The 26,077-nt window shown below is 67.1% G+C and carries 28 protein-coding genes and 2 tRNA genes; 16 read left to right on the forward strand and 14 right to left on the reverse strand.

The genetic code is table 11. The features are described from left to right. Positions 1–19 precede the first annotated feature (19 nt). The 5 genes from ACZ7OH_RS17010 to ACZ7OH_RS17030 all read right to left on the reverse strand — a co-directional run bounded on the left by ACZ7OH_RS17010 (position 20) and on the right by ACZ7OH_RS17030 (position 2,478). Positions 20–745 carry a Crp/Fnr family transcriptional regulator gene (locus ACZ7OH_RS17010; protein ID WP_470281634.1) on the reverse strand — a complete coding sequence of 242 codons (726 nt, stop codon included), beginning with the start codon at positions 743–745 and terminating at the stop codon, positions 20–22. Between the two features lie 148 nt (positions 746–893). Then, positions 894–1,652, reverse strand: coding sequence for a Crp/Fnr family transcriptional regulator (locus ACZ7OH_RS17015; RefSeq protein ID WP_470281635.1), 759 nt, complete (start codon positions 1,650–1,652; stop codon positions 894–896). Between the two features lie 50 nt (positions 1,653–1,702). After that, positions 1,703–1,775 (reverse strand) — tRNA-Ala (locus ACZ7OH_RS17020). Positions 1,776–1,802: 27 nt separating this feature from the next. Then, positions 1,803–1,970, reverse strand: a complete 168-nt coding sequence (locus ACZ7OH_RS17025; protein ID WP_086679331.1) for a DLW-39 family protein — start codon at positions 1,968–1,970, stop codon at positions 1,803–1,805. 328 nt (positions 1,971–2,298) lie between these two features. Beyond that, on the reverse strand, positions 2,299–2,478 hold the full coding sequence (locus ACZ7OH_RS17030) for a hypothetical protein (RefSeq protein WP_470281636.1): 180 nt from the start codon (positions 2,476–2,478) through the stop codon (positions 2,299–2,301). A 526-nt stretch (positions 2,479–3,004) separates the two neighbouring features. Between ACZ7OH_RS17030 and ACZ7OH_RS17035 the strand changes: the two genes are divergently transcribed. Beyond that, positions 3,005–4,354, forward strand: coding sequence for a pentapeptide repeat-containing protein (locus ACZ7OH_RS17035; protein WP_470281637.1), 1,350 nt, complete (start codon positions 3,005–3,007; stop codon positions 4,352–4,354). A gap of 44 nt (positions 4,355–4,398) precedes the next feature. On the opposite strand, the gene ACZ7OH_RS17040 is transcribed toward ACZ7OH_RS17035, so the two are convergent. Together ACZ7OH_RS17040 and ACZ7OH_RS17045 are read right to left on the reverse strand one after the other, a co-directional pair. After that, positions 4,399–5,613, reverse strand: coding sequence for a helix-turn-helix domain-containing protein (locus ACZ7OH_RS17040; protein ID WP_470281638.1), 1,215 nt, complete (start codon positions 5,611–5,613; stop codon positions 4,399–4,401). Positions 5,614–5,647: 34 nt separating this feature from the next. Beyond that, complete coding sequence (locus ACZ7OH_RS17045; protein WP_470281639.1) at positions 5,648–6,136, reverse strand: NUDIX domain-containing protein; 489 nt, start codon at positions 6,134–6,136, stop codon at positions 5,648–5,650. 133 nt (positions 6,137–6,269) lie between these two features. On the opposite strand from ACZ7OH_RS17045, the gene ACZ7OH_RS17050 reads away from it, so the two are divergent. The 5 genes from ACZ7OH_RS17050 to ACZ7OH_RS17070 all read left to right on the forward strand — a co-directional run bounded on the left by ACZ7OH_RS17050 (position 6,270) and on the right by ACZ7OH_RS17070 (position 8,468). Next, positions 6,270–6,485 (forward strand): hypothetical protein, encoded by a 216-nt coding sequence (locus ACZ7OH_RS17050; RefSeq protein ID WP_470281640.1) that lies wholly within the window; start codon positions 6,270–6,272, stop codon positions 6,483–6,485. Then, on the forward strand, positions 6,482–6,907 hold the full coding sequence (locus ACZ7OH_RS17055; protein WP_470281641.1) for a hypothetical protein: 426 nt from the start codon (positions 6,482–6,484) through the stop codon (positions 6,905–6,907). Before ACZ7OH_RS17050 ends, ACZ7OH_RS17055 begins: the two co-directional genes overlap by 4 nt. Continuing rightward, positions 6,894–7,145: a hypothetical protein gene (locus ACZ7OH_RS17060; protein WP_470281642.1), complete on the forward strand. Its 252-nt coding sequence runs from the start codon at positions 6,894–6,896 to the stop codon at positions 7,143–7,145. The genes ACZ7OH_RS17055 and ACZ7OH_RS17060 overlap by 14 nt, the downstream gene beginning before the upstream one ends. Next, entirely contained in the window at positions 7,142–7,444 is a 303-nt protein-coding gene (locus ACZ7OH_RS17065; protein WP_470281643.1) for a helix-turn-helix domain-containing protein, read from the forward strand. Before ACZ7OH_RS17060 ends, ACZ7OH_RS17065 begins: the two co-directional genes overlap by 4 nt. A 127-nt stretch (positions 7,445–7,571) precedes the next feature. Continuing rightward, complete coding sequence (locus ACZ7OH_RS17070) at positions 7,572–8,468, forward strand: phosphotransferase family protein (RefSeq protein ID WP_470281644.1); 897 nt, start codon at positions 7,572–7,574, stop codon at positions 8,466–8,468. Here ACZ7OH_RS17070 and ACZ7OH_RS17075 read toward each other — a convergent pair. After that, a complete protein-coding gene (locus ACZ7OH_RS17075) occupies positions 8,427–9,842 on the reverse strand; it encodes a hypothetical protein (protein WP_470281645.1) in 1,416 nt (471 codons plus the stop codon). The genes ACZ7OH_RS17070 and ACZ7OH_RS17075 overlap by 42 nt on opposite strands. Before the next feature lie 186 nt (positions 9,843–10,028). Between ACZ7OH_RS17075 and ACZ7OH_RS17080 the strand changes: the two genes are divergently transcribed. Then, positions 10,029–10,229 carry a hypothetical protein gene (locus ACZ7OH_RS17080; RefSeq protein WP_470281646.1) on the forward strand — a complete coding sequence of 67 codons (201 nt, stop codon included), beginning with the start codon at positions 10,029–10,031 and terminating at the stop codon, positions 10,227–10,229. Here ACZ7OH_RS17080 and ACZ7OH_RS17085 read toward each other — a convergent pair. Continuing rightward, positions 10,226–10,579, reverse strand: a complete 354-nt coding sequence (locus ACZ7OH_RS17085) for a GntR family transcriptional regulator (RefSeq protein WP_013230497.1) — start codon at positions 10,577–10,579, stop codon at positions 10,226–10,228. The genes ACZ7OH_RS17080 and ACZ7OH_RS17085 overlap by 4 nt on opposite strands. A 143-nt stretch (positions 10,580–10,722) precedes the next feature. Here ACZ7OH_RS17085 and ACZ7OH_RS17090 point away from each other — a divergent pair, with 143 nt between their 5' ends. The 9 genes from ACZ7OH_RS17090 to ACZ7OH_RS17130 all read left to right on the forward strand — a co-directional run bounded on the left by ACZ7OH_RS17090 (position 10,723) and on the right by ACZ7OH_RS17130 (position 19,763). Continuing rightward, on the forward strand, positions 10,723–10,956 hold the full coding sequence (locus tag ACZ7OH_RS17090) for a hypothetical protein (RefSeq protein ID WP_470281647.1): 234 nt from the start codon (positions 10,723–10,725) through the stop codon (positions 10,954–10,956). A 91-nt stretch (positions 10,957–11,047) separates the two neighbouring features. Continuing rightward, positions 11,048–11,836, forward strand: coding sequence for an ABC transporter permease (locus tag ACZ7OH_RS17095; RefSeq protein ID WP_470281648.1), 789 nt, complete (start codon positions 11,048–11,050; stop codon positions 11,834–11,836). Next, positions 11,836–14,007, forward strand: coding sequence for a P-loop NTPase family protein (locus tag ACZ7OH_RS17100; protein ID WP_470281649.1), 2,172 nt, complete (start codon positions 11,836–11,838; stop codon positions 14,005–14,007). The genes ACZ7OH_RS17095 and ACZ7OH_RS17100 overlap by 1 nt, the downstream gene beginning before the upstream one ends. A 138-nt stretch (positions 14,008–14,145) precedes the next feature. Beyond that, positions 14,146–14,436 (forward strand): hypothetical protein, encoded by a 291-nt coding sequence (locus ACZ7OH_RS17105; protein WP_470281650.1) that lies wholly within the window; start codon positions 14,146–14,148, stop codon positions 14,434–14,436. Positions 14,437–14,463: 27 nt separating this feature from the next. Beyond that, a complete protein-coding gene (locus ACZ7OH_RS17110) occupies positions 14,464–14,994 on the forward strand; it encodes a hypothetical protein (protein WP_470281651.1) in 531 nt (176 codons plus the stop codon). Then, positions 14,994–16,550 carry a DUF3631 domain-containing protein gene (locus tag ACZ7OH_RS17115; protein ID WP_470281652.1) on the forward strand — a complete coding sequence of 519 codons (1,557 nt, stop codon included), beginning with the start codon at positions 14,994–14,996 and terminating at the stop codon, positions 16,548–16,550. Before ACZ7OH_RS17110 ends, ACZ7OH_RS17115 begins: the two co-directional genes overlap by 1 nt. Continuing rightward, positions 16,547–16,777 (forward strand): helix-turn-helix domain-containing protein, encoded by a 231-nt coding sequence (locus ACZ7OH_RS17120; protein WP_247059664.1) that lies wholly within the window; start codon positions 16,547–16,549, stop codon positions 16,775–16,777. Before ACZ7OH_RS17115 ends, ACZ7OH_RS17120 begins: the two co-directional genes overlap by 4 nt. Next, positions 16,761–17,948 carry a site-specific integrase gene (locus tag ACZ7OH_RS17125; protein ID WP_470281653.1) on the forward strand — a complete coding sequence of 396 codons (1,188 nt, stop codon included), beginning with the start codon at positions 16,761–16,763 and terminating at the stop codon, positions 17,946–17,948. The genes ACZ7OH_RS17120 and ACZ7OH_RS17125 overlap by 17 nt, the downstream gene beginning before the upstream one ends. Before the next feature lie 216 nt (positions 17,949–18,164). Then, positions 18,165–19,763, forward strand: coding sequence for a pentapeptide repeat-containing protein (locus ACZ7OH_RS17130; protein ID WP_470281654.1), 1,599 nt, complete (start codon positions 18,165–18,167; stop codon positions 19,761–19,763). Positions 19,764–19,835: 72 nt separating this feature from the next. Here ACZ7OH_RS17130 and ACZ7OH_RS17135 read toward each other — a convergent pair. The 5 genes from ACZ7OH_RS17135 to ACZ7OH_RS17155 form a co-directional block, all read right to left on the reverse strand. Further along, a tRNA-Ile gene (locus ACZ7OH_RS17135) sits at positions 19,836–19,909 on the reverse strand. Positions 19,910–19,958: 49 nt separating this feature from the next. After that, the gene (locus tag ACZ7OH_RS17140; protein ID WP_470281655.1) at positions 19,959–20,615 is read right to left on the reverse strand and encodes a DUF3566 domain-containing protein; all 657 of its coding nucleotides are present in this window, start codon (positions 20,613–20,615) and stop codon (positions 19,959–19,961) included. Between the two features lie 49 nt (positions 20,616–20,664). Further along, positions 20,665–23,223, reverse strand: coding sequence for a DNA gyrase subunit A (gene gyrA, locus ACZ7OH_RS17145; protein ID WP_400897372.1), 2,559 nt, complete (start codon positions 23,221–23,223; stop codon positions 20,665–20,667). A 50-nt stretch (positions 23,224–23,273) separates the two neighbouring features. After that, positions 23,274–25,241, reverse strand: coding sequence for a DNA topoisomerase (ATP-hydrolyzing) subunit B (gene gyrB / locus ACZ7OH_RS17150; protein ID WP_470281656.1), 1,968 nt, complete (start codon positions 25,239–25,241; stop codon positions 23,274–23,276). A gap of 197 nt (positions 25,242–25,438) precedes the next feature. Then, on the reverse strand, positions 25,439–26,056 hold the full coding sequence (locus tag ACZ7OH_RS17155; protein ID WP_470281858.1) for a DciA family protein: 618 nt from the start codon (positions 26,054–26,056) through the stop codon (positions 25,439–25,441). Between the last annotated feature and the right edge of the window lie 21 nt (positions 26,057–26,077).

Here is a 26,077-nt window from a genome sequence, read left to right on the forward strand (position 1 = left end):
CATCATTGGCCACGCGCAGTCACAGGAATACGCACGGAGGCGGATTCTCCGACCAATCCGCGATCTCCTTGAGCTGATCGGCGTCGATGATCTTCAGCCGCCGGTAGTGACGGGTGATCACCTTCCTCCGTTCGAGTTCGAAGAGATCTCGTTCGGCCGTGCGTTGCGCGACGCCCGTCAAGGAAGCGATCTCCGCTTGCGTCACGGAGATGCCCAAGTCCCAGCCGTCCTGCTGCTGATTTCCGTACGCGGTGGCGACTTCGTAGAGCAGCCGCGCGATCCGCACCAGCGGGTCGTACGCACCGGCGTCGATCCGGCGCCGGTTGGCCCACCGCAACCGCCGGCTGATCATGCGGGTCACTTCGAGCGAAAACTGCGGTTGCTCCGCCAGCAGCTTGCGGAAGCGGGCGCCTTCGATCGCGATGAACGAAACAGGCCCGCACGTCATCAGGCTGGCTGACCGTTCGATCTCGTCGAGCACGCTCATCTCACCGACCACGTCTCCCGCCACGCGGATGCCCAGGAGCCCCGAAACACCGGAAGCGGAATGGACGACCACCTTGACCATCCCGCTAAGCAGCACAAATGCGTGCACGCCGGGTTCGTTCTGGCGGACGAGATAGCGATCTTCCGTGGTTCTCGGTTCCGCCCCCGCCGCGAACACGCTCGCCCGCACCCGGTGATCGAGCCGACCGAGCACGGTGGTTCGCGGCCAGGAGAAATTGATCCACGGTTGCGAAGACACAGTGTTTCCCTCCCCAGGTAAACACTCTTCGGAGCTTCTCCACCCTCAGGAGGGAGCGCGATTCGGCGGAACTTTACCCAGTCCGGCACTCGCCCGGGCGGCGTACCGGAAAAGCGAGCACGGCCGAGTATGTGAGCGGCGCGTCGGCTCAGTCCACCAATCCATCATCTGAGGGCATCCGCGGCCGCTCGGCGAAGCGCCGGAGGGCGTCGACGTCACGGACGATGGGATGACGCCCGGACGTGTCGATCAAGCCACGACCTCGAAGGCGCGCGACGGCGCGTTCGGCCGTCGCGCGCTTCACGCCGATCAGCGTCCCGAGTTCGATCTGCGTCAGGCTGGCTTGGATGATCAGGCCACCACTGCCGGTCTCGCGACCGCAGGCGCCGACCAGTTCGAGCAACGCCCTGGCCAGCCGCTGCACCGGCGCCAGTCCGGTGTAGTCGACCCGTCGCCGGGTCGCGGCCCGCAGTTTCGTGCTGATGCTGGCACTGAGCCGCATCGACGCCGGACCGTCCTGGGACAGGATCTCGCGGAACTGCGCGGCTTCGAGCTGGACCGCGTCGACCGGCGCCCGGCCACAAGCGGTCACGGTCGCCGACCGAGGGCTACCGTCGACGGCCGCGAGCTCGCCGACGAGGTCGCCACCCACACGAACGGCGAGAAGTGCTTCGCCACCTTCGTCGAGCTCGGCCGTCACCTTGGCGAAGGAACGCAGGAGCAGGAAGATCCAGTCGTCGGTCTGACGTTCGGTGATGAGCTTGCTGCCGGCCGGGAAGCTCACCAACCGGCCGGCGGACAACAGCTTTGCTCGTACCTCATCGTCCACCGCGCCGAGGAAGCTGCCCGGCAGCCAGCTCGCGGACGCATCGGCGACGACATCCGCGAGGTTCGGCGGGTCCGGCATCTCGCACCTCGGCACGGGATTTCCCGATGGCCTGCGATGGGGAAGAACTGTGGAGCTGAGGGGAATCGAACCCCTGACCCCCGCCTTGCAAAGGCGGTGCTCTACCAATTGAGCTACAGCCCCGGGTGCGGGCTGGCGCCCGCGGGAAACTCAGTTGTGGGACGCACCCGCCGGCTTGGCCGGGGTGGTGCCGTTGTTCGAGGGGACCGGGGCGGTCGCCTCGCGCCAGAGGTCGGCTTCCGCCTTGGCCGCCTTGTTGCGCTTCACGACGAACAGGACGCCGCCCGCGATGACCGCGAGTGCCAGCAGCTTCTTCACCGAAGCCCCCTTCTCAGCTTGCTTCCCTTACCCCGTGATGTTACTGCACCGGTGCCGGCCGCCTTCGGGGCGGTGGTTCCACGTGGAACCACGATCATGCAGGTAACGCACGTCACACCGCGGCGGAAATACGGGGGCGGGGTGTCCTGTTGTACCCATTGGTCGGTGCGCCCACCGTGTCCCCCGGGCCTCAACCACTGCCTTCGCGGAGTTCCGTACGGCTGGAGCCGCGTTGAGCCACTTCGCCGAGAGGCGACCGTGGCGCGCGCCGACCGTGACCGCTCAGCCCTGCCGGTTCATTCTCTTCCCGGCAGGGCTGACCTGTATCTCAGAGCCCCAGGTAGTTGCCTTGGTCGCCCACCTGCGGATCCCGCACGACGTCGTCCTGCCGCGACTGGCGCAACCCGCCGGCGATCCGCGTGCCCCCGCGACGACGGTCCCGCAGATCGACGACCGCCGCGATCGCCAGCAGCACCACGAGCACGCTTCCCGCGATGATCCACCCCATGTCGACCCCCTTCGTCGCTTCCGACGGTAACGCCGCAGGCCACGAGGTGCGCTCGGACTTGATCGAGAATTAGGGCGCTGAAACGACAAAACCCGGTTCGCGGGATGCGAACCGGGTTTGTTCGAGTGGGCCTACCAGGACTTGAACCTGGGACCTCTTCGTTATCAGGTCAAGATCGTGGAGTTCTGGTCTCGCCCGACGCCCGGCGACCTGGGAGTGCGGTGTCCGTGGAAGTCCCCCCGCGACCACCGTCGATCTCGGCGATCGTCACCCAACTTGTCACTCACACGCAGCCAACGCGACGAGCCAACCACCGACCCTGCACTCGCCGTGCTCTCTTCCAGGCAGTCTTCCGACGCGTGGCACCCCTCAGCGCGGCGCTACCACCGAGCGACCGAGCCGCTTGATGGTCGGCCAGAGCTACCACCTGCTGTAGCAGATTGCACGTAACGAGCGACTAGAAGGTATGGCCCCGAATTCTGCGTCATCTCCTGAGCCTCGGCAGGCGCCCAATGAGGAAGTCAGAATGAGCGCCACGTCGTTGCCGAAGGAGTTGCCAAGGTGGCTGATCGGCGCCACAATAGGAGGCGTCACGCTTCTTGCCGGAGTCGTATTACTAGTTCTTCTGCTTACGATACACAGCATTTCGATAGACAATAATCAGTTGATCGCGGCAACTTTTGACGCCGTCAAAATTTCGTCTGGCATAATTGTCTCCGGCGGCGGGATTCTTGCACTGTATCTAGCCGTAAGGCGGCAGCGCACGACCGAGGCCGATCTACGACTGCGGGATCGTACTCAAACTCACAACGAGCAAGTAGCGCTCGACAATAGGAGCCATCAGGAGCGACTCGCAACGGCAAGCGAGAAAGAGTATCTACAGAGGCAAGTCACAGAGCTTTACACGAAATCAGTCGAGCAACTTGGTTCGACCCACGCACCTGTTCGCCTAGGTGCAATGTACGCCCTGGAGAGATTGGCAAACGAAAACACTGAGCAGAGACAAACTGTAATTAATGTCCTTGCAGCATACCTTCGAATGCCTTTCAATTTTCCAAACGCAGACGTAGACAATATCACCAAACAAGAAATCCAGGTAAGGAGGACTGCGCAACGCATCATACAATCACGATTGCGGGCGAGTGAATTTGATATAAATAGCGTTGACCTGATCGATAACCCCCTGCACTGGGGCCCAAACTTAGACTTAGATCTCAGCGGTGCGACTCTGATAGACACCAACTTTATGTTCTGCGCCGCCCGCAACGTCGACTTTCGTGACTGCACCTTCGTCGGCGAAACACGATTTCAACGTTCGAGCTTCACCGGACGAGCATACTTCTTCGGATCAACTTTCACCGAGGAGGTCTCGTTCAGAGAGTCGTCCTTCAGTGGTCCGTTTGTTGCGAGCTTTAACCAGTCTACGTTTGAGGGGGAAGCAAGCTTCAGTGCCACCAGCTGGTCAGGCCCAACAGAGTTCGCCAGATGCGTCTTCAAAAAGAAACTCGATATGTCCAACGTTAAAGTAAGCGGTCCCATATGGTTCAGGGGCTCGGAATTTTTAGAAAAGGTACAGCTTGACTGCTTAGATGTTGGAGCGGCGGCTTTCTTCGAGGAAGTACACTTCCATGACAAGATTAGTCTTTGGTCCTCGACTTTTCGACACGGCGCTAAGTGGGCGGGGGCGAAATTCCACGAGACCCCAGATCTTCGAAACTCTATCACAATGACTGAGTACAAGCAGGGTTCAAGCGTAGTCAAGCTGGAAGATCCATGGCCCGCCAAATGGAAAGTAGACGCTTGGCCTAGCTGGAGAAAGAATAAGCCCAATGATGACCAAATTTGGGGAATACTCATTCAAGATGCAGAACAGTAAGCATCAAATCACATCTCGTCCTCGCGCAGCTACGGTTCAGCGACCTAGTCGACTACGCCATAGTGCGTGGCGAGCGCGGCGAACTGCTTGCCTCGGCGTCGAGTAGCTCGATCGACAAGACGTCGCATCGTGGTCTTGCCGAGCGGCTGATACCGCACCCAGTCCGGCGCGAGGTCGCGTGCCTCGGCGAGCCAGGCCAGCGCATCTCGGTCGTGACGGAGGTCCGCGGCCGCTGCTGCGAGGAGTAGCCGATGGCCGGCCTCCCAGAACGCGGGAACGTCGCCGGTCGTGTCCGGCACGGCGGCCGCCAGGCGGAGCGCCTGTTCGGGGTCGCCGGCCCGCGCCGCAAGCTCGACGTTCTGGAGCGCCGCGACGCGCGGCCCGAAGATCGCGGCCTCCGAAGCCGTGTCACCTCGGGACCGGATCGCAGCAGCGTGAGCAGCGGCAAGGAGATCTTCGGCACGGCCGGCGCTACCAGTTCGCAGGGCAGCGGTTGCGGCGTTGAACAGCAGGTTGCCGAACACGCCGGCGCGCACCGGGTCGCGATCCAGCATCCGCGGTTCGATCGCGGCAGCCGCCTGCGTGGCGACGCGTTCGGCGTCCTCAGCACGCCCCTGGCGGACCAGCGCCCACGCCAGGTAGCGAAGCGAGATGGCGGCCTCGACCTCCGGAGCATCCGACTCTGCCGCAGCCTCGATCGCCCGCGCGGCCGAGGTGTACGCCAGGTCGTCGAAGCCAAGCCGGCCCGCGATGCCAGCGCCTAGCCGGTACGCGGTCGACAGGACGCGGTGCGCGCCGGCGCGTTCCTCGTCGCGGGTGTCACGGACACCTCGTCGGGCGTCGGCCAGGACGACCGGCAGCGCGTGCAGCAGTTCGGCGTGTCGGCCGTCGACGTATGCGCGCCAAGCTGCGTGTGCGCTGGCCGTGAGTTCCGGAAGCGACAGCAGTTCGCGGCTGTCTGCCAGATCCTCAAGACCGGGGATGGACGCGTCTGCGGTGATCGCGCGGCGGAGCGGGGCGACGTCGACGTTGCGGGAGTGGGGCGCCGGCATCGTGCCGAGCAGGGCATCGACAGAGACGCCGAGCGCGGTTGCGAGCTTGCGGAGGGTGGCCGGCCGGCTGGTCGTCCGGGTGCCCTGCTCGATGCGAGCCACAGTGTCGACGCCAACCGAGGCCGCCTCGGCGAGCCGTTCCTGCGAGAGGTCACGAGCCTTGCGGATACGCGTCAGGTTCTCGGCGAGCGGGTTGTGAGCGGTCATCCGTCCTCCGGGCTGTGTGCACGGGGTAACCAGCCTATCGCGCTACGCGCCTACCGTCTTCGCAGATCACAAACTCGCCAGCACGCGCAGCGTCGAGCGCGGTCGCGATCCGCCGGGCGAGGATCGGCTTGAGTCGCGGTGCTGCGGCATCGAGCGACAGCAGTGCCACCGACAGGATCTCGGGATCTGTGGTCGTCAGGGCCTTGACCTCGGCTTCGGTGACGTGACCACCGTCGAAGACGTACGCCATCCCCTCCGGCATTCGCGAATCGTCCGGGATGTAGTCGATCACCAGCAGGTCGCCGAGCGGACGATCGATGCCGACCTCCTCAGCGATCTCCCGGACCGCGGTGCGCCAAGGCGGCTCGCCTTCCTCACACGCGCCTCCCGGGATGTCCCAGTGCGACTTGTACGACGGCTCGACGAACAGCACGCGGTCGGCCTCGTCACGGAATAGGACACCGGCGGACATCCGCTTGCGGTTGAGCGAACGCACGTACTCGTCGAACGGGAGCAAGTCCACGAGCCGAGGCTACCGGCGACGCACCCAGCCCGGCTGATCTATGCCTTTCACGCCTAGCTCGCGCCCGTTGACCTGGTGAAATCATGGTCACTGGCTGTGTTTTGCGTCCTCCCGCTTAACCAGAGTTGTCGATGTGAAGGCACACGACGTTGGGGGCGCGACCGGGAGCGGAGACCGGTCGACGTTCTGGTGCGGCGGCTCCCTTTTCAACAGTGGAGGCCAGCGGCTGAACGAGATCGACATCGAAAATCGCCAGCTTCCGCAGACGCACGCCGAGATGACCGACGAAGACTGGGAGACCGCCAGGGCAGCGCTGCTGACGTTCGAGCGTGAGCGAGGCATCCGATGACCGCGCTCGACGACCGTCCGACGGTTCGACGCGAAGCATCGCGGGCCGAACGCTGGGAGTGGCACCAGTTCGAAGCTGACGGCTGGGCGCACCTGTACCGGGTCGCTGAACTGCGCAACTCGCGGCTTGAGCTTCTGCGTCCGTGGTGTCTCATCGGCCAGCGGTTCCCGCTTGAGCACGACCGGGCAAGCATCAGCCTTCGGCCCGTGCTGAACCGTCGGCGTGGTCGCATCTGTCCGGCGTGCGCAGCTCACGAGTGGGCGACCATCCCGCATCCCCGACACGACACGCTCGTCATCGGCCGGTTCGTCGGCGCTCTGGCCGAGGTGGTGACCTGCAATGCCCGACATGACGGCGAGGTCTACCGAGAGGCAGCCGACGAGCTGGTGAGGGCGAAGGTGGACGGCTATGCATGCGCGTGACCGCCAGCTGCTCGCCGGGCTCGCCAAGGTGAATACCGAGATCGGGCGGGTGACCGTCGAGCTGCTGACCTTGCAACCCGATGACGCTGGCTACGCGGCCGGACTCCGGAAGCTTGGTAGCGATCTCGTGCGCATCGGGGCTCAGCTGGCCGCTCGCGCCGGTGAGTTGGACGGCCGCGAGCTGGACGCTGCGCACCTGCTTGGCGGGCTGTCTGCCGATGCTGTGGAGCCGACGTGACGCCGGAGGAAGTGACCGACGTATGCCGCCAGTACGAAGCCGGTGCCACGATCGAAGCCTTGGTCGAGTCGTCGGGATACAGCTACCGGCGTGTGCGTGACGCACTGATCTCGTGCGGCGTAACCCTGCGACCGCCGCGAATCGTCGTTCCGCCATGCCCGCCCGGCATGGTCGCGACGTACGAACAAGGTGCGTCGATCCGCCAGCTGGCCGACCGATATGGGCACAGCTTCAACCAGACCCGCAACATGCTGCTCCAGACCGGCGTGACGCTACGCCCACGCGGCCGCATGCGATGACCCCCGGCCGGCGCGTCCTGTCCTCCCTCCAGACGGCGCGCCGGTCGGAACCCACGCTCTCCGTTCGCCAAGCACACGATCCTGCCGAAGCTCTAGCCTGGCTGAGGCACCCCGATAGAGGAGTCTGATGACCACGACGAAGGCCTTCACGTCAGAGCGGACACAAGCCGTCTTCGAGGCAGCCTGTGCCTTCGCCGGACTCGACGCGGCCGACGCGGAACGGGTCCGATTCGGGGAGAACGCCATCTTCCGCCTGGCCGACAGCTCGGCCGTCGTCCGCGTCGGACGCTCGATCCCCGCGGCGACGAAGGAAGTGCTCGTCGCCGGCTGGCTCGCAGAGAACGCCTTCCCCGCTGCCACGTCCCTACCTGGCGCCGAACAGCCGTTCATCGAGGACGGGTTACCCGTCACCTTCTGGAACTGCCTCGAAGAGGACGACACCCCGATCACGCCGGCGGAGTTCGGGAAGCTGCTTCACGACCTCCACGCTCTCCCCCATCCGAAGGACTTCCGCCTGCCGGCGTTCTCCCCGATGCCGAAGGTTGAACCGCGGCTGCAAGCCCTGAAGGGCAAGCTCCCCGAGGCTGACCTCGATTTCCTGCGCGAGCGGTACGAGGAACTCTCCGAGAAGTTCCAAGCCCTTGAGTTCCCGCTTCCCGCCGGCCCAGTGCATGGCGACGCGCACCCTGGGAACGTCATGCGCGCCCCGGACGGGACGCTGAACCTGATCGACTTCGAGGACTTCGCCTACGGGCCGCGCGAGTGGGACGCGGCCGTGCTTTCGGTCCGTCACCAGGCGTTTGGGTGGGCTTCCGAGGCCGAGTACGACTCGTACACCGAGGCGTACGGATTCGATCCGATCAGCTGGGACGGGTTCCCCGTGCTCAGGGCGACCCGAGAGTTGAACATGACCATGTGGCTCTCGCAGACCGTCGACGAGTCCGCCGAGGTCAAAGCCGAGGTCGAGAAGCGAATCAGCGACCTACGCGACGACCAGGCGCCCCGACACTGGAAGGTTTTCTGACGGCAAGTGGATGTTGGCGAAGTCGAGGAACTCCTTCACTAACGGGTCGCCGGCGTGTCCGCCCAGCCGTCCGCGGAAGTCGTCGAGGTACGAGATCACCCGGAACGACTTCAGCTTCGCCGCGGTCTCGACGACCGACCTGGCCACATCCAACGCCTCTTCGAGGTTCCCGCCTTGCAGGTGCGACGTGGCCAGCACGGTCCGGCAGAACGAGAGGCTGCGGACATAGGTCGACTCGGAGGCCGCGATCGACGCGGCCGCGTGGTGGTTCGCCAGCTCGGCATTCCCGATGTCGCGAAAGCAGTGCGCGAACTCGGCGTGTAGCTCGGCCTCGTCGAAGTAGTGGATCCACTCGGGGTCGTTCTCCCGGATGCCCTGGCAGTGCCACCGCTCAGCGGTGAGCAGCGCGGCCGTGACGTCCTCCGCCCTGCCGAGCGACGCAAGCGCCCTCGCTTCCATCGCGTGGAACAGCGCCATCGTGGTCGGAGTGGCGTAGCCGTTCGCGCCCTTGTACGCCGCTCGTGCCAGGTCGACCGCCCGCTGGAAGTGCCCGAGGAAGTTCGCCTGGTGCGACATGCCCGCGAGAATTCGGCCGCACAGCGCTTTGTCGCCGGCCGCCTTCGCCAGACGAAACGCCTGCGTGAGGTACCGCTGCGCGAGTCCGTGCGCGCCCGTGTCGTAGGCCGTCCAGCCGGCGAGCCGCGTCAAGGCAGCGACCTCCCGGAAGTACTCCCGGCCGACTGGGTCTTGCGGGGACACGTGCTTGATGTTCGGCAAGATCTCCTGGTCGAGGAACGAGGCGACGAGCGACTTCGGCCGGCCCCCGCCGTACTTGTAGTCGAAGCTGCTGAACATCGCGGTTGCCTCGCGAACCGCCTCGACGTCCACAACGGTGATCGAACGCGGCTCGGATGGCGGCCGCGATCCTTCGTCGTCGGAGTCGGTCAGCCATCGGACGAGCAGTCCGCTCCATGCCTCCGGTACGACGGCCAGCGGACCGACCCGCTTCGGCGTCCGCAACTCGAGTTCGGTGATCGCGCCCAACGCGACCAGGCTGTGTGCGATCTCCTCTGGGTACTCCAGACCGACGTCGTCCGAGGTGGTCTCGGCCGCTCCGCCAAAGCCGATCTCTTCCAGACCCACAGGCCGACCGAGCAGCTCGCCGAGAACGCCAGCGATCAGCTGGCAGGTGCGCGAGTGCGGCTTCGTGCCGTCGAGCCAGCGCTTGACCGACACGTGGTCCGCGCTGACAAGCTCGCCGCCGTCTCTCAGGCTGCGCTCGCGCACACGGCGAGCGAAGCCCTTGTTAGTCGCCCCCGCCTGTCGCATAACCGCAGCTAGAAGTGCGTTCGGCTGCTTCCCCTTGTCGACCACCGGTACCTCCGAAGGTCATTAAAGCACCCCCCGTGCACCCCCCACGTGCAGAAATGCACCCCCGCGTGCACACTGCTGCACCCCCGCCCATGCGCGGTTTCCTGAACTCATCAGCGACAACGCCGGATCGAAAACCCCCGATCCGGATCGGCCTCCCGGCCTGTCGCAGAACAAGAGGAGACCGTGATGGCGAAGAACAACTTCCCGGTTATGAAGAGCGGGGGCGGCCTGGTCGGCAAGGCGATCGGCCTGGTCGTCGGGCTCGCGATCGTCGTGCTGATCGTCAAGTACCCGGCCGACTCGGCGACGTGGGCCAGCGGAGCCGCCCACGGCGTCGGCGCGGTGATCGACGGCGTCGTGCAGTTCCTCCGCGCCCTGTTCGGCTAGTTCTCCCCCAGCTTCCGCTCGATCTCGCCGAGACGCTTCCTGATCTCGGCAATGGCCTGCCAGACCCGCTCGTCACCTGAGGCCTCAGGACGAATTGCGGAGTCACCTTCGGCCGGCTGGGTACGGACGAACGAGCCCTTGCCGTGCCGGATCACCACCAGGCCCTCTTCCCTGAGGTGGGCAACGGCGCTCTTGGCCGTGTTCACCGCCACCCCCCAGGAATCGGCCAGTTCCTGGTAGGTCGGCAGCTGCGCCCCGGGGGCGTACTCCCCCGAGAGGATCGCGGCCCGGAGACCGCCGGCTACTTGCAAGAACGGCGCACGCGGGTCGTCCGGGTTCAGGGATGCCATGCCACCAGCGTAGGCCAAGTCAGTTGGCTAAGTCAGTTCTCCCATGTCAGTTGACAGAGTTAATAGACAGGACTTACGTTGGGTTCCGGCCGACACCGGCCGCTCCCGAGCGGGAGACCTACAAGTCGTTGGAGTTCACACCAATGGATGACCTCGTCCCTTTGCCCAGCTACGCGCCGGACGGACTGACCGAGTCGGACATCGACGCGATGATCGCCGAGTACTTCGTGATGGCACTCGACCAGGAAACGGTGAGCGTCAGCCCGGCGCCGAGCACGGACCGGGCCGCGACGCATCGACACGTCCGGCGCATCAGCCGCCAGAACGTCAGCTCGGCTCTCCGGGGCCGGTCGGACAGCCCCGGCGCGGCCGCTTGAAGCCGCCCCGGCCCGGCGCACGGAACCGCCAAGAACCACCCGCCGGACCGGGCTTCTCCCAACCACTTCCAAGCCAGTCAGGAGTACACCCATGGTAGGGCTCGACACGCCCACGAACACCCGAAGCGCTTACCCGCCTTCGGTCACCGACCTGCTGCCCCGCGTCCGGGAGTTCGCCGCGGACCTGGGCGAGTGTCCCTCTCGGAACCGGATCATGACCGAGTTCAGGGTGGGTGCGCCGAAGGCCCGCGCCATCCTCGCCGCGCTGAACGAGGAGGCTGACACCAAGGCCGTGCGGAAGCTGCACGCGGTGACGGAACCCGCCGATGTCGAGGAACCGGATCAGGAGTCCGAGATTCCGGAAGAACCGGCCTCGGATGACACAGAGCCGCAGGTCAACGCCACCGCAGACCCGGGCGCGACGCCGGAGAAGGTGCGGCGGATCAAGCTGTGGCCGGTGCTGCTGCTGGCTCTGCCGGCGTTCGTCGCCGTCTGGAGCGGCTGGGTCGGCCTCGGCAGGCTGACGGGTTTCGGCCCGATCCAGCTCCTGCCGGGGATCTGGGACCACCTGACGATCAACTCGGCGATCACGCTCCCGATCGGGGTCGAGACCTACGCGGCGTTCGCCCTGCGGGTCTGGCTGTCCCCGGCGACCCGGACCCACCGAGTCCGCAGCTTCGCGAAGTGGTCGGCCCTGGGCTCGCTCGTCCTCGGGATGGTCGGCCAGGTCGCTTACCACCTGATGTCCGCTGCAGACGTCGAACGTGCTCCCTGGCCGGTGACCACGCTCGTCTCCTGCCTGCCGGTGGTCGTCCTCGGCTGCGGCGCTGCCCTCGCACACCTCGTACGCGACACCACCGACCAGGAGGTGAACGACTGATGAGCACCACCAACGAACCGCAGAGCGGCCGCGTGATCGCGTTCCCCGGCACGGCTTCCGGGGAGGCCGACCCGTTCGTCATCGACGCCGAGCTCGGCGACGAGGCCGCGGAGCGGTCGCCGGCTGTCCCTGTGGACCGCCCGGTCACGGATGGCTCGTCGTGGCTGGACCGCCTCCGCTCGCAGAACCGCCAGGCGATCATCCCCAGCTACCTCAAGTCGACGGCCGACGCGAAGGACGCCGCGAAGTGGGTGGGGAAGCACTACGCGCATAAGGCCGGCTATCACGCGGCCCGGTCACCGCTCTACGCGCTGCGACTCGCAGTGCGCTCCCCTCGTGGCCTTCTCCTTCTGCTGGCGGCAACCGGCCGATACGTGACCGACGCCGAGGGGCGTCCGGCCCGCTCGGAGACGGCCACGGCCGACAAGGCCGACCTCTACCTGAAGCTGTCGCAGCAGCGAGACCGGCGAGTCGTCCTCCGCCTAATTCAGCTCGGTCTCGTGTCGACGGTCGGCCTGGTTCTGGTGTTCACGCTGCCGAACGTCCTGCCGGAGTGGGTGATCTGGGCTTGCGGCGCCGTCGCGGTTGGACTGCTCGGAAAGCTCGGGTCCACCCGGGACAACCCGGTGGTGTCGTCTCGCGCCGTTCTGTCCACGCAGGTCCAGAAGCTCACGAGTGACAACGTCGTTCAGGCGCTGTCGGTGCTCGGCATCGCGGGCATCAACCAGGCCCTCACCAAGAACCCGAACGCGATCGGGTTCACGGCGCCGATTACCCGCGACGGCCCCGGCTGGCGTGCCGACGTCGACCTTCCGCCGGGCGTCACGGTATCCGAAGTGGTCGAGCGGCGCGCGAAGCTCGCGTCCGGTCTCGGTCGTCCCCTCGGCTGCGTCTGGCCGGAGGGCAACGCCGAGGTTCACCCCGGGCGGATGGTCCTGTGGGTCGGCGACCAGGACCTGTCCAAGTCGCGACAGGCCGCCTGGCCGCTGCGGAAGCCCGGCACCGTGGACCTGTTCAAGCCGCAACCGTTCGGCACCGACCAGCGCGGCCGATGGGTGGACATCACCCTGATGTTCATCTCGATGGTCATCGGCGCGATCCCGCGGATGGGCAAGACGTTCACGCTGCGAGAGCTGCTGCTGATCGCCGCGCTAGACCCGCGGGCCGAGCTGCACTCGTTCGATCTCAAGGGAACCGGCGACCTCTCGCCGCTGGCACCGGTGTCGCACCGGTACCGCGCCGGCGACGAACCGGAGGACATCGCTTACGCCGTCGCCGACCTGCGGGCGCTCGCCGACGAGTTGCGGCGGCGCGCGAAGGTGATCCGGGAGCTGCCGAAGGACCTGTGCCCGGAGAACAAGGTCACACCGGAGCTAGCCGGCAAGAAGTCCCTCGGCCTGCACCCAATTGTGATCGGTGTCGACGAGTGCCAGAAGTGGTTCGAGCACCCGGAGTACGGCGCAGAGATCGAGGAGGTATGCACTGACCTCGTGAAGCGCGGTCCGGCGCTCGGGATCGTGATCATCCTGGCGACACAGCGGCCGGACGCGAAGAGCATCCCGACTGCGATCAGCGACAACGCGGTGATGCGGTTCTGCCTCAAGGTCACCGGGCAGCAGGCCAACGACATGGTGCTCGGCACCTCGTCGTACCGGAACGGCATCCGAGCTACCACGCTGTCCTTTCGGGACAAGGGCATCGGGTACCTGGCCGGCGAAGGCGACGAGCCGCGCATCACCCGCGGCGTGTACATCGACGGCCCGGACGCCGAGAAGATCGCCGCCCGCGCACGAACCGCACGGCTGGCGGCCGGACGGCTGACCGGCTACGCCGCAGGCATCGACCTCACGCCCGAGGAGGACGAGGACACGAGCACCTTGCTCGCCGACGTGCTGACCGCGATCGGCGACGCCGAGAAGGCGTGGTCGGAGCGGATCGTGGACCGGCTCGCCGAGCTGCGGCCGGCGGTCTATGGCCCGTGGGCCGAACTGCCCACCGGCGCGGCGAAGGCAACCCAGCTCTCCACCGTGCTGAAGCCGCTCGGGATCACCACCAAGCAGGTGTGGGGCACCGACGCCGACACCGGCAAGGGCGCCAACCGGATGGGCGTCAAGCGCGAATGGATCGCCGACGCGCTGACCGAACGTGATCGGAACCGCAAGAGCGGATAGCTCCCGCAGGGCTCTAGGTCTAGAGCCTCGCCCCTCTAGACCTAGAGCCCTCCCTAGACCACGACAACACCGCTGATCAGCGCCCTAGCACCTAGAGGCGCGGGCCGAGTGCGGCCAAAAACAGCCTCGGAGGCTCCGATGAACCCCCTCAGCAACCCGCCCATCCTGCTTCTGCTCGTTCTCGTGATCGTCACCCTTGGTTACTCCTGGTCGTGCGCGGTTTACCCGTACAAGCCGTGCCGTTCCTGCCGGGGCTTCGGCGCTTTCCGCTCGCCGTGGCTCCGCGCGATCCGGCTCTGCCGCCGGTGCAACGGCACCGGCCGCACGCTCCGCGCCGGCCGCCGCGCCTTCAACTCCTGCCTCCGCGCTCGCCGGTCGTACCGCGATCTCCGCGACCGCGACCGCGACCGCCGCGACAACAGCCGCTGACGCGCAGCCCAACCGAAAGGCCACCCCATGAAGACCACATTGCTCGACCCCGAGCGTCAGTTCCTCGGCTGCGTGATGCAGGTCCGGCTGACCGGGGCCCGTCGACTGCTCGCCGGCATGCGCGCCGACGACTTCGGCTCGCCGATCGCCGCCCGCGTCCTCCAGCTGGTCATCGAGCTGACCGGCGCGGGCCACGCACCGACCCCGATGGCCGTGATGGACCACGCCCGCGAGCGGACAGCGACCGAACCGCGGTCCGGCGGCGCGCACCGCCTGCACAGCCTCGGCCTCTGGATCGTCGAGACCTATACCGACGGCCCGATCCTGCCGCCGCCGTACTACGGCGCCTGGCTGAAAACCGTCGTGCTCAAGAACGCCTACCGCCGCGCCGTCCGGGAGCACGCGGCCCGCCTGGTGCAGGCCGTCGAAGACGACTCGCCAACAGATGTCCTCCGCCACCAGCTCGACGACACCGAGCGGCTCGACGACCTGTGGCAGCGCTACCGCGAGGCCGGAGGCGACGACGAACCGACCGCGCGCCTGGAGGTGGCCGCCTGATGTCCGGATTCGACGACACCTTGTCCGTGATCGACTTCGTGATCTCCGAAGAGCCGGCACCCGGCTGCCAGCAGTGCGGCCGGCCGCGCGGTGACTCGCCGTCCGGCGACTTCTGCTCGGAGAACTGCCAGCGCGTCTGGCGCGGCCGCGACATCGCGGCCACGCCAGCCGAGGACGGCGGCGCCCACCCGAGTGAGCTGCCAGAAGCCGCGCCGGTCACGCCGCTCACCTGGCTCGGCCCTGCACCGGCCGGTGCCTTCGTGAAGCCGGGTCACGAAGTCCTCGACGCGGTCGTGACGTTCGTGTCGCGGTTCTCCGCCTTCGCCAATGAGCACGCCGCGCCGACGCTGGCGCTCTGGTACGCCCACACACACGTGGCCGACCGGCTGTATGTCACGCCGAGGCTCATTCTCGACTCGGCGGAGCCGGGGAGCGGCAAGACGCGCGTGCTGGAGGTCGCGCAGTACCTCGTCGCCAAGCCGGAGATGACGATCAGCATCACGCCGGCCGCGATCTTCCGGATGCTCGCCGACGGCCCGATGACACTGCTGTTCGACGAGATCGACGCGGTCTTCAACCCGAAGACCGGCGGGAACAACGAGGACCTCCGCGCGCTGCTGAACGCGGGCTACAAGCGCTCGGCGACGGTGACGCGGTGCGTCGGCGACGCCAAGAGCATGAACGTGACCCGGTTCCCGGTGTACGCACCGGTTGCGCTCGCCGGGATCGCCGGCGGGATGCCGGACACGATCACGACCCGGGCGATCACCGTGCACATGCGCAAGCGTCGGTTCGACGAAGTGGTCGAGGAGTTCATCGAAGAGGACGTCGAGCGCGAGTCGGCGCCGGTGCGCGCCGAGCTGGCGGAGTGGGTCGGCCGGGTCGGGGACGAGGTGAGCCGCGGGCGGCCGGAGCGCCCGGACGGCGTCCGCGACCGTGCTGCTGAGATCTGGCGGCCGCTGCTGGCGATCGCCGACGCAGCCGGCGGGCACTGGCCGGAGACCGCACGCAGGGCGTGCCGTCACTTCGTGCTCGAAGCGACCGCTCAACCGGCCTCGATCGGCGTTCGTCTGCTCGCTGACGTCCGGCAGATCTTCGCCGCGGAGAACACCGACCGCATGGTCACCGCCGAGCTGATCCGCGAGCTACACGCCATTGAGGACGGCCCGTGGACTGACGTCCAGGGCAAGCCGCTCGACAGCCGCCGCCTGGCGAAGGAACTCGACCGGTACCTAGTCCGGCCGAAGGACCTCAAAGTCAGCGGCAAGACGCTCAAGGGCTACCGCGTCGACGGCGACGGCGGCCTGGCCGACGCCTGGAGCCGCTACCTCCCACCGCCCGAATCCGGCGCGACCTCCGCGACCAGGGCAACCCCGCAGGTCAAGAACACATCGGAGGGCGCGGGGCCGCCGGGCTCGGCCGCGACCTCCGCAACCCGAGTCGCGGACGGTCGCGGCACCCGACAGCCGCTCGCACCCACGTTGACCAGCCCGGTCGCGGAGGTCGCGGACGTCGCGCCTACCAAGCCGGATCACGACGACGAGGGGGATCGATGAACGCCGTACCCATGCCGGTCGCCGTGCCCGAACGGCACCTCTACCGGATCACCGAAGCCATGCGACTGCTCTCGATGAGCCGCTCGGTCATCTACGAACAGCTCCGCTCCGGGCGCCTGCGCTCGGTCAAGCAAGGACGCGCCCGGCTCGTGCCGGCCGTCGCCATCCAGCAGTACGTCGAGTTGCTCATGAAGGAGGCGGAGGTCAGCTATGGCGAGTCGGCGTAGTCGCGGAGACGGCGGCCTGTACTGGTCCGAGGACCGACAGCGCTGGATCGCGGAACTGACGATCGGATACCGGCCGAACGGGAAGCGCATCACGCGCAAGGCCAGCGGCAAGACGAAGACGGAGGCGAAGGCTGCCCTCGACCGGCTCGTCGAGCGCAAGAAGGAAGGCACCGCCACTGCGGCCCGCGGGCTCACGGTCGAGAAGGCAGTTCGTGACTGGCTGCGGCACGGTCTCAACGGTCGCACTGCTGCGACCGTCGAGAAGCTGACCATTCTGGCCGAGACCCATATCGTCCCCTCGCTCGGCGCGCGTCTGCTGCTGGACCCGAAGCAGTCGAAGGAACTGACCGCTGATGACGTCGACGCCTGGCTGGAGGAGAAGGCAGAGGTTCTCGCCACACGCACGCTCCAGGACCTCCGTTCGATTCTCCGGCGCGCGATCAACCGAGCAGCGAAGCGGATCAAGGGCATCCGGAACGTGGTGCTGCTGTGTGACGAGCTGCCGGTTGGCCGCGATGGACGGCCGTCGAAGTCGCTGACCTTCGCGCAGGCGGTAGCGGTGCTCGCCGCCGCGGAGGCGGAGGACTCCACCTACGGCGACTACACAGTGGTTTCGCTGCTGACCGGCGCGCGGACCGAGGAGGCGCGCCCGCTGGCGTGGCCGGAGGTCGACGTAATCGGGAAGCTGGACGCGGAGCCGCCGATTCCTCCGCATGTCAACGTGTGGCGGTCGGTACGGGCGGGTGGGGACACGAAGACCAAGAAGTCACGGCGTTCGCTCGCGCTTCCCGGTCGGGCGGTCGACGCCCTGGAGCGCCAGAAGCTCCGTCAGATGCGTCAGCGCGAGTCGGCCGGCGACCGGTGGCAAGAACTCGGGATCGTGTTCGCGTCGGACGTCGGAACCCAGCTCGACGCGGCCAACGTCCGGCGCGGCTTCCGGCGCATCTTGAAGCTCGCCAGCCTCGAACCGAAGGAGTGGACGCCACGTGAGCTGCGCCACAGCTTCGTGTCACTTCTGTCCGACAGCGGGCTCACCATCGAGGAGATCTCCCGCTTGGTGGGGCACTCAGACACGAAGGTGACCGAGCTGGTCTACCGCCACCAGCTGCGGCCGGTGATCCAAGACGGAGCGAAAGCTATGGACTCGATTTTCCCCGATTCGGCAGCGTAGCCACCTGTTGATAGATAGGTCAGGGGCCGGTTCGCGAACCGGCCCCTGACCTGCCTGACTCCGGCCTACCGCCGCCTTTGGTGTATCACCTGGTCGCTCGACGGCGACTGATCGTGCGTGACGAAGTGGAAGGTAGCGCTGCCTCGGCTGCCCGAGCTGGACTGGGCACCAGCACGCGGAACGCTGGCGCTTAGCGGGACGGCGTTGCTGGCTGGGATGACGGTGCTGTTCGGGTGGGTCGACTGGCCGGAGTTGGGCCGGTGGGCACGCCCGCACGCCGTACCCCTGGCCCTGTTCGCTGCTGCCGGGATAAGCCTGGCCGCCACCGTTTGGCGGCTGCGCGGGCAGCATGCGCCGCGGGCACGAGTCTCAGGAATGAGCTGGTGGGTCGTCGCTGCTGCCGCGATCGTGGTGGTCCTCGTGGCCTGGGTCGCGACCACCTGGCTACTGGGTGAGGCCACCGCGGCAAAGGATCCCGGTGCCGCGCGGGTCGACGCGATCAAGACCGGGCTTGGCATTGGTGCCGGCACCACGGGCATCTTCGCGCTCCTGCTCGCGGTGCGGCGACAGTGGCACAACGAGAGCGACGCGACCGAGAAAAACGTCACCGAGCTGTACACCAAGGCCGCCGACCAGCTCGGCTCGGCTGAAGCCCCAGTGCGCCTAGCTGGCCTCTACGCTCTCGAACGGCTCGCCCACAACAATCCCGGACAGCGACAGAGCATCGTCAACGTCATCTGCGCCTACCTGCGCATGCCCTACACGCTACCCAGCCCTGCACCGGCGACGGACAGCGCGGCACATCAGGAACGGATCCAGGAACGCGAGGTCCGCCTCGCTGGCGAGCGTATTCTTGTCGATCACCTTGCCCCGCTGAACCGCTGGCGGTTCTGGGACGACATAGACCTCGACCTCACCAACGCGCACCTCATCGACTTCACCTTGCGGTACTGCCGACCACGGAATGGCCGGTTCCGCGGCGCGACATTCTCCAGTATCGCTTCGTTTGACGGCGCGACCTTCAGCGGTGACGCCGAGTTCGACGGCGCGACCTTCACCGGCGACGTCTGGTTCAGCGGCGCAACTTTCACCCACGAAGCCTCGTTCGTCGGCGTGACCTTCAGCAGCGGCGCCTCGTTCGACGGCGCGACCTTCAGCAGCGACGCCTTATTCGGCGGCGCGACCTTCAGCGGCGACGCCTGGTTCAACGCCGCCACCTTCACCCGCGAAGCCGCATTCGGTGACGCGACGTTCACCCGCGGCGCTTCGTTCGGAGGCGTGACCTTCGGCGGCGACGTCTGGTTCGCCGACGCCGCCTTCAGCGGCGTAGCGACGTTCAACGACGCCACCTTTACTAGCGAAGCCTTGTTCGGCGACGCGACCTTCGCCCGCGAAGCCTCGTTCAACGACGCCACCTTCAGCGGCGTAGCGATGTTCGCCGACGCCATCTTCACCGGCGTAGCGATGTTCAACGGCACCACCTTCACTGACGGAGCATGGTTCGACGGCGCGATCTTCACCCGCGTAGCGTGGTTCGATGTCGCCACCTTCGCCCGCGAAGCCACGTTCGACAACGCGAGCTTCTCCCGGGAAGCCTCATTCAACGGCGCCACCTTCGCGCGCCAAGTCTTCTTCAGTGGCGCAACGTTCACCGGCGCTCTGCCGACGATCGACCGGCGACTCGCTGAGAAAGCTGTATTCGCTGACGTCATACTTACCAGCTTCTCGCCAGACCGTATGAATGCTGCGGGCATCGTCGTGGATGTGCATGAAGTGGGGCCGACTGCCAGCGAGGTCGGGTCTTCCATGGGTTGACAGTCACTCGATTTGTCACCCAGGTCACGCAAAAGCCCGGTCCGCAACGCGCGAACCGGGCTTTGACATGCGTGGGCCTACCAGGACTTGAACCTGGGACCTCTTCGTTATCAGCGAAGCGCTCTAACCGCCTGAGCTATAGGCCCTTGAACGAGGAGAACTTTACAGGACCCCCGGAGGGGCCCTGCAACCGGGTTACTCCCGCTCCGACAGCGTGACTTCCAGGCCTCCGGCGAGGTCGGCCGACACGTTGTAGATGAACGCGCTCACCGTGGCGAGGGCCGACACCAGGACGATGTTGATCGCGCCGAGGATGGCCGCGATGCCGAACACGCGGCCCGCGCTGATCAGGGGTTCCGAGGACGCATTCGCCCCTTCGCCGCCCACCAGGGACGAGTACGTTCCGTTCAGCTTGTCCCAGACGCCCATGCCGTCGAGCACCGTGTACAGGACGCCGACCGCCACCAGCCAGACGAAGAACATCGCCACGCCCAGTACCAGGGACAGCTTCAGCACCGACCACGGGTCGAACCGCTTGACCTGCAGCGATGCTCGACGCGGGCCGCGGCCTGGACGTCGTAGTGCGCTCGGGCGGGCTCGCTGGGACGAGGCCGACGGGACCGCCTGCTCGCCGGACGGCGGGGTGTCGCCGAACAGCTTGGGGGCCGCGCTGCCCGTTACGACCGGGCGCTGGTCCGGGGAGACCGGTTGGGTCTCCCCGGCCGGCAGCGCTTCGTCCGTGGCAATCCCGACCGTCGCTTCGACGTCGCCGTCCTTGCCGACCCGCTGCCAGGGTGGGCTCGCCGGAGTCCCGTTCGAACCCGGTGCCTCGGGATTCTCGGATGGTGTCACGAAGCTTCAGTCCTTACCCGTGCCGTGGGGCCGCCGTCGGAGAGCAAACTTACTGCTCCGGCGTGGCCGTCGTTTCCTCACCCGCGTCAGGTGCTTCCGGAGCCGCCGGCGCGTCCTCGGGGGTGTCGCCATTGGCGACGTCCGAGGGCTCGTCCGCGTTGCGTGCGACGGCGAGAAGAGTGGTTCCTTCGCCGAGGTTCATCAGCCGGACCCCCTTCGTCTGCCGTCCTGCCTTGCGCACGTCGCCCGCCGGCGTGCGGATCACGCCGCCGCTCGAGGTGATCGCGTAGAGCTCGTCCTCGGCGTCGACGATGAGCGCACCCACCAGCCTGCCACGTTTGCGGTCGTGCTGAATGGTGAGCACGCCCTTGCCGCCGCGCCCTTGGACCGGGTAGTCCTCGATCGGCGTGCGCTTGGAGTACCCGCCGTCCGTCGCGACCAGCAGGAACTTGCCCTCCTTGACGACGCTGATGCCGAGCAGCTCGTCGCCGTCGTTGAAGCGCATCCCCATCACGCCGGACGTCGGGCGGCCCATCGGGCGCAGCGCCTCGTCGGTCGCGTGGAAGCGGATCGACTGGCCCTCGGCCGACACCAGCAGCAGGTCGTCCTCGGCCGCCGCGAGCACCGCGCCGACCAGCTCGTCGCCTTCGCGCAGGTTGATGGCGATGAGGCCACCGGAGCGGTTGGAGTCGAAGTCGGTGAGCTTGGTCTTCTTGACCAGGCCGCGCTTGGTCGCGAGCACCAGGTACGGCGCGACCTCGTAGTTCTTGATCTGGATGACCTGGGCGATCTGCTCGTCCGGCTGGAACGCCATCAGGTTCGCCACGTGCTGGCCGCGCGCGTTCCGGTTGGCCTCGGGCAGCTCGTACGTCTTCGTCCGGTAGACGCGGCCCTTGTTCGTGAAGAACAGGATCCAGTCGTGCGTGGAGCAGACGAAGAAGTGCTGGACGATGTCGTCCTGCTTCAGCGTCGCGCCCTGCACGCCCTTGCCGCCGCGCTTCTGCGAGCGGTACAGGTCGGTTTTCGTCCGCTTGGCGTACCCCGTGCGGGTGATGGTGACGACGACGTCCTCGACGGCGATGAGCTCTTCGTCGGTGACGTCGCCGCTGAAGCCGATGATCTTCGTGCGCCGGTCGTCGCCGTACTTCTCGACGATCGCCATCAGCTCGTCGCGGATCAGCGCGCGCTGCCGCTCCGGCTTGTCGAGGATGTCCTTCAGGTCGGCGATCTCGAGCTCGATCTCGGCCAGCTGGTCGATGATCCGCTGGCGCTCGAGGGCGGCCAAGCGCCGCAGCTGCATGTCGAGGATCGCGGTCGCCTGGATCTCGTCGACGTCCAGCAGCTCCATCAGGGCCGGCCGGGCCTCGTCCGCGGACGGCGACCGCCGGATCAGCGCGATGACCTCGTCGAGCATGTCCAGCGCCTTGACGTACCCACGCAGGATGTGGGCCCGCTCTTCGGCCTTCTTCAGGCGGAACTTGGTCCGCCGGACGATGACCTCGACCTGGTGCTTCACGTAGTGCCGGATGATCTGGTCGAGCCGCAGCGTGCGGGGCACGCCGTCGACCAGCGCCAGCATGTTGACGCCGAAGTTCTGCTGCAGCTGGGTGTGCTTGAACAGGTTGTTCAGCACGACCTTCGCGACCGCGTCCCGCTTGATCGTGACGACGATCCGCATGCCGGAGCGGCTGTTGGACTCGTCGGCGATGTCGGCGATGCCGGTGAGCTTGCCGTCGCGGACCAGGTTCGCGATGTTCTCGACCAGGTTGTCCGGGTTGACCTGGTACGGCAGCTCGGACACGACCAGGATCGTGCGGCCCTTCGCGTCCTCTTCGACCTCGACGACCGCGCGCATCCGGATCGAGCCGCGGCCGGTGCGGTAGGCGTCCTCGATGCCGGACGTGCCGAGGATCATCGCCTTGGTCGGGAAGTCCGGGCCCTTGACGCGGACCAGCAGCGCGGCCAGCAGCTCGTCGTCGGTCGCCTCGGGGTTCTCCAGCGCCCAGACGACGCCCTCGGAGACCTCGCGCAGGTTGTGCGGCGGGATGTTGGTCGCCATCCCGACCGCGATCCCGGAACCGCCGTTGACCAGCAGGTTCGGGAACCGCGACGGCAGGACGTCGGGCTCCTGCGTGCGGCCGTCGTAGTTGTCGGAGAAGTCGACGGTGTCTTCTTCGATGTCGGCCAGCATCTGCATGGCCAGCGGCGCGAGCCGGGACTCCGTGTACCGCATGGCGGCCGCGGGGTCGTTGCCCGACGAGCCGAAGTTGCCCTGGCCGTCGATCAGCGGGTAGCGCAGCGACCACGGCTGGGCGAGCCGCACGAGGGCGTCGTAGATCGCCGAGTCGCCGTGCGGGTGGTAGTTGCCCATGACGTCGCCGACGACGCGGGAGCACTTGTTGTACCCGCGGTCCGGCCGGAAGCCGGAGTCGAACATCGAGTACAGGATGCGGCGGGCGACCGGCTTGAGGCCGTCCCGCACGTCCGGCAGCGCCCGCGACACGATGACGCTCATCGCGTAGTCGATGTAGGAGCGCTGCATCTCCTGCTGGATGTCGACCGGTTCGATCCGGTCGTGGTCCGGAGCCGGCGGCAGAGTTTCCGTCATGGAGTCCTTCTCGAGTGGAGAGTCCTAGCGGGGCGAAGAGCGGGGAACGCCTAGACGTCCAGGAAGCGCACGTCCTTGGCGTTGCGCGTGATGAACGACCGGCGGGCCTCGACGTCCTCGCCCATCAGGACCGAGAACAGCTCGTCCGCCTGGGCGGCGTCGTCCATCGTGACCTGGCCCAGCAGCCGGTTGGCCGGGTCCATCGTGGTCTCCCACAGCTCCTCGGCGTTCATCTCGCCGAGACCCTTGTAGCGCTGGATCGCGTCGTCCTTCGGCAGCCGCTTGCCGGCCTCGACACCCGCCTGGATGACGGCGTCGCGTTCGCGGTCGGAGTACGCGTACTCCGGCTCGGCCCGCGGCCACTTGATCTTGTACAGCGGCGGCCGCGAGAGGAACACGTGGCCGTGCTCGATCAGCGGCGCCATGAACCGGAACAGCAGGGTGAGCAGCAGCGTGGTGATGTGCTGGCCGTCGACGTCGGCGTCGGCCATCAGCACGATCTTGTGGTAGCGCAGCTTCTGGAGGTCGAACTCGTCGTGGATGCCGGTGCCCAGCGCGGTGATCAGCGACTGGACCTCGGTGTTCTTGAGGACGCGGTCGATGCGGGCCTTCTCGACGTTGATGATCTTGCCGCGGATCGGCAGGATCGCCTGGTACATCGAGTCCCGGCCCTCCTTGGCCGAGCCGCCGGCCGAGTCACCCTCGACGATGTAGAGCTCGCACTCCGCCGGGTTGGTCGAGCGGCAGTCCTTGAGCTTGCCGGGCAGGCCGCCGATCTCCAGCGCGCCCTTGCGGCGGACGAGGTCACGCGCCTTGCGCGCGGCCATCCGGGCCTGCGCCGAGGAGATCGACTTGTTGATGATCGTCTTCGCCTCGGTGGGGTTGCGCTCGAACCAGTCCGCCAGCCACTCGTTCGACGTCTGCTGCACGAACGTCTTGGCCTCGCTGTTGCCCAGCTTGGTCTTGGTCTGGCCCTCGAACTGCGGCTCGGCCAGCTTGATCGAGACGATCGCGGCGAGGCCCTCGCGCACGTCGTCACCGGTCAGGTTGGCGTCCTTCTCCTTGAGCAGCTTCTTGTCGCGCGCGTAGGAGTTGACGACGCGGGTCAGCGCGGCGCGGAAGCCCTCTTCGTGGGTGCCGCCCTCGTGCGTGTTGATCGTGTTGGCGAACGTGTAGACCGACGGCGTGAAGCCGGTGTTCCACTGCATCGCGACCTCGACCTCGAGGCCGGTGCCCTTCGCGTCGAAGGAGATCACGCTGGAGTGGATCGGGTCCTTGCTGCCGTTGATGTGCTTGACGAAGTCCTCGAGCCCGCCCGGGTAGCAGTAGGTCTTCTCCTTGACCCGCGCGACCTTGCCCTCGGCGTCGGCTTCGGTCTCCTCGTCGGCGACGCGCTCGTCGCGCAGGGACAGCGTCAGCCCCTTGTTGAGGAACGCCATCTCCTGCAGCCGGCGCGAGATGGTCTCAAAGTTGTACGTCGTGGTCTCGAAGATGTTGCTGTCGGCCCAGAAGGTGATCGTGGTGCCGGTCTCCGACGCCGGGCCGAGGTCCTCGAGCGGGCCGGGGACCTGGTCGGTGTACTCCTGGCGCCAGCTGCGGCCGCCGTACTTGACCTCGGCGAGCAGCTTCGTCGACAGCGCGTTCACCACGGACACGCCGACACCGTGCAGGCCGCCGGACACCGCGTAGGAGTCGCTGTCGAACTTGCCGCCCGCGTGCAGCACGGTGAGCACGACCTCGAGGGTCGGCTTCTTCTCCTTGGGGTGCATGTCGACGGGGATGCCGCGGCCGTCGTCGACGACGCGCACCCCACCGTCGGCGAGCAGGGTAACCTCGACCTTGGTGGCGTAACCCGCCATCGCCTCGTCGACGGAGTTGTCCACGACCTCCTGGACGAGGTGGTGCAGGCCGCGTTCACCGGTGGAACCGATGTACATGCCAGGGCGCTTGCGGACCGCCTCGAGGCCTTCGAGCACCGTGATCGACGACGCGTTGTACTCGCTCTTGTTCTCGGTCACCGGCGTTGTTTCTCCTCGTCTCGCCCGAGCGGACGCTCGCTCCCTCCCAGTGTACTTGGCCGCGTCCGCTGGCATGCGGCAAGGACACCCCTGAGCGCGTCACAGACGGACGAAATCGGTCCGAGCCGAGTCTTGACGTATTTCGGGAGGTCTGGATGCGTTCTCGGGGCATTCAACCGAGCATCGCGCAACCCGGGTCAGCCGTACGTGTCACGCGGGCCGCGACCCGGCACGTGCCGGGGCCCTTTCCGCCAGCTCGGAGCGGTCGGCCCCTGGATCCGCATGCGCTTGACGACGCCGTTGCCGACCCCCGCGGCGATCTTGTGCAGCAGCTTTCCCTGCAGCAACCGCAGCTGCGTGGCCCACGCCGTGGAGCTGGCGCGGACGGTGAGTTCGCCGTCTTTCAGCGCGACCGGCTGGGCGTGTTCGGCGACGTCCTCGCCGACCAGCCGGGCCCACTGCGCGAAGACGCGGGCGGTCGTGACGCTCTCGTTCCAGCCGCGGTCGGAGACCAGCCGCGAGACGAGCCGGCCGAGCGGCTGCGGGTCGCGCGGGTCCGCACCCGGCCCCGACCAGCGGCGACGCCGGGGGTTCTGGCCCCCGCCACCGCCGACCGCGCGGCGCCGGTAGCCCGGCGACGTCCCGCGTTCCTTGGCCTTGGCCTTCGCCGCTTCGAGCGCGGCGTGGGCGAGGTCCCGGCCGGTCTGCCCATTCGGAGCAGTGCCGCCCTCACTCTGCGTACCCGAAGTGACCTGCCCGCGTGGGTTAACCCCCGTGCGGGGGGCGTCAAGCCGCTGTTCCGGCGTTTTGGTCACGCGCGGCGATAACTCGGGCAC

Source organism: Amycolatopsis sp. NPDC114478, from assembly GCF_055633805.1.

Coding starts and splice junctions, on each gene's coding strand:
- ACZ7OH_RS17070 (WP_470281644.1), top strand. CDS start 7,572: ATGACCACGACGAAGGCCTTCACGTCAGAGCGGACACAAGCCGTCTTC.
- ACZ7OH_RS17040 (WP_470281638.1), bottom strand. CDS start 5,613: ATGACCGCTCACAACCCGCTCGCCGAGAACCTGACGCGTATCCGCAAG.
- ACZ7OH_RS17125 (WP_470281653.1), top strand. CDS start 16,761: ATGGCGAGTCGGCGTAGTCGCGGAGACGGCGGCCTGTACTGGTCCGAG.
- ACZ7OH_RS17060 (WP_470281642.1), top strand. CDS start 6,894: ATGCATGCGCGTGACCGCCAGCTGCTCGCCGGGCTCGCCAAGGTGAAT.
- ACZ7OH_RS17100 (WP_470281649.1), top strand. CDS start 11,836: ATGAGCACCACCAACGAACCGCAGAGCGGCCGCGTGATCGCGTTCCCC.
- ACZ7OH_RS17030 (WP_470281636.1), bottom strand. CDS start 2,478: ATGGGGTGGATCATCGCGGGAAGCGTGCTCGTGGTGCTGCTGGCGATC.
- ACZ7OH_RS17095 (WP_470281648.1), top strand. CDS start 11,048: ATGGTAGGGCTCGACACGCCCACGAACACCCGAAGCGCTTACCCGCCT.
- ACZ7OH_RS17115 (WP_470281652.1), top strand. CDS start 14,994: ATGTCCGGATTCGACGACACCTTGTCCGTGATCGACTTCGTGATCTCC.
- ACZ7OH_RS17085 (WP_013230497.1), bottom strand. CDS start 10,579: ATGGCATCCCTGAACCCGGACGACCCGCGTGCGCCGTTCTTGCAAGTA.
- ACZ7OH_RS17080 (WP_470281646.1), top strand. CDS start 10,029: ATGGCGAAGAACAACTTCCCGGTTATGAAGAGCGGGGGCGGCCTGGTC.
- ACZ7OH_RS17105 (WP_470281650.1), top strand. CDS start 14,146: ATGAACCCCCTCAGCAACCCGCCCATCCTGCTTCTGCTCGTTCTCGTG.
- ACZ7OH_RS17055 (WP_470281641.1), top strand. CDS start 6,482: ATGACCGCGCTCGACGACCGTCCGACGGTTCGACGCGAAGCATCGCGG.
- gyrA (WP_400897372.1), bottom strand. CDS start 23,223: ATGACGGAAACTCTGCCGCCGGCTCCGGACCACGACCGGATCGAACCG.
- ACZ7OH_RS17120 (WP_247059664.1), top strand. CDS start 16,547: ATGAACGCCGTACCCATGCCGGTCGCCGTGCCCGAACGGCACCTCTAC.
- ACZ7OH_RS17110 (WP_470281651.1), top strand. CDS start 14,464: ATGAAGACCACATTGCTCGACCCCGAGCGTCAGTTCCTCGGCTGCGTG.
- ACZ7OH_RS17015 (WP_470281635.1), bottom strand. CDS start 1,652: ATGCCGGACCCGCCGAACCTCGCGGATGTCGTCGCCGATGCGTCCGCG.
- ACZ7OH_RS17130 (WP_470281654.1), top strand. CDS start 18,165: ATGACGGTGCTGTTCGGGTGGGTCGACTGGCCGGAGTTGGGCCGGTGG.
- ACZ7OH_RS17090 (WP_470281647.1), top strand. CDS start 10,723: ATGGATGACCTCGTCCCTTTGCCCAGCTACGCGCCGGACGGACTGACC.
- ACZ7OH_RS17035 (WP_470281637.1), top strand. CDS start 3,005: ATGAGCGCCACGTCGTTGCCGAAGGAGTTGCCAAGGTGGCTGATCGGC.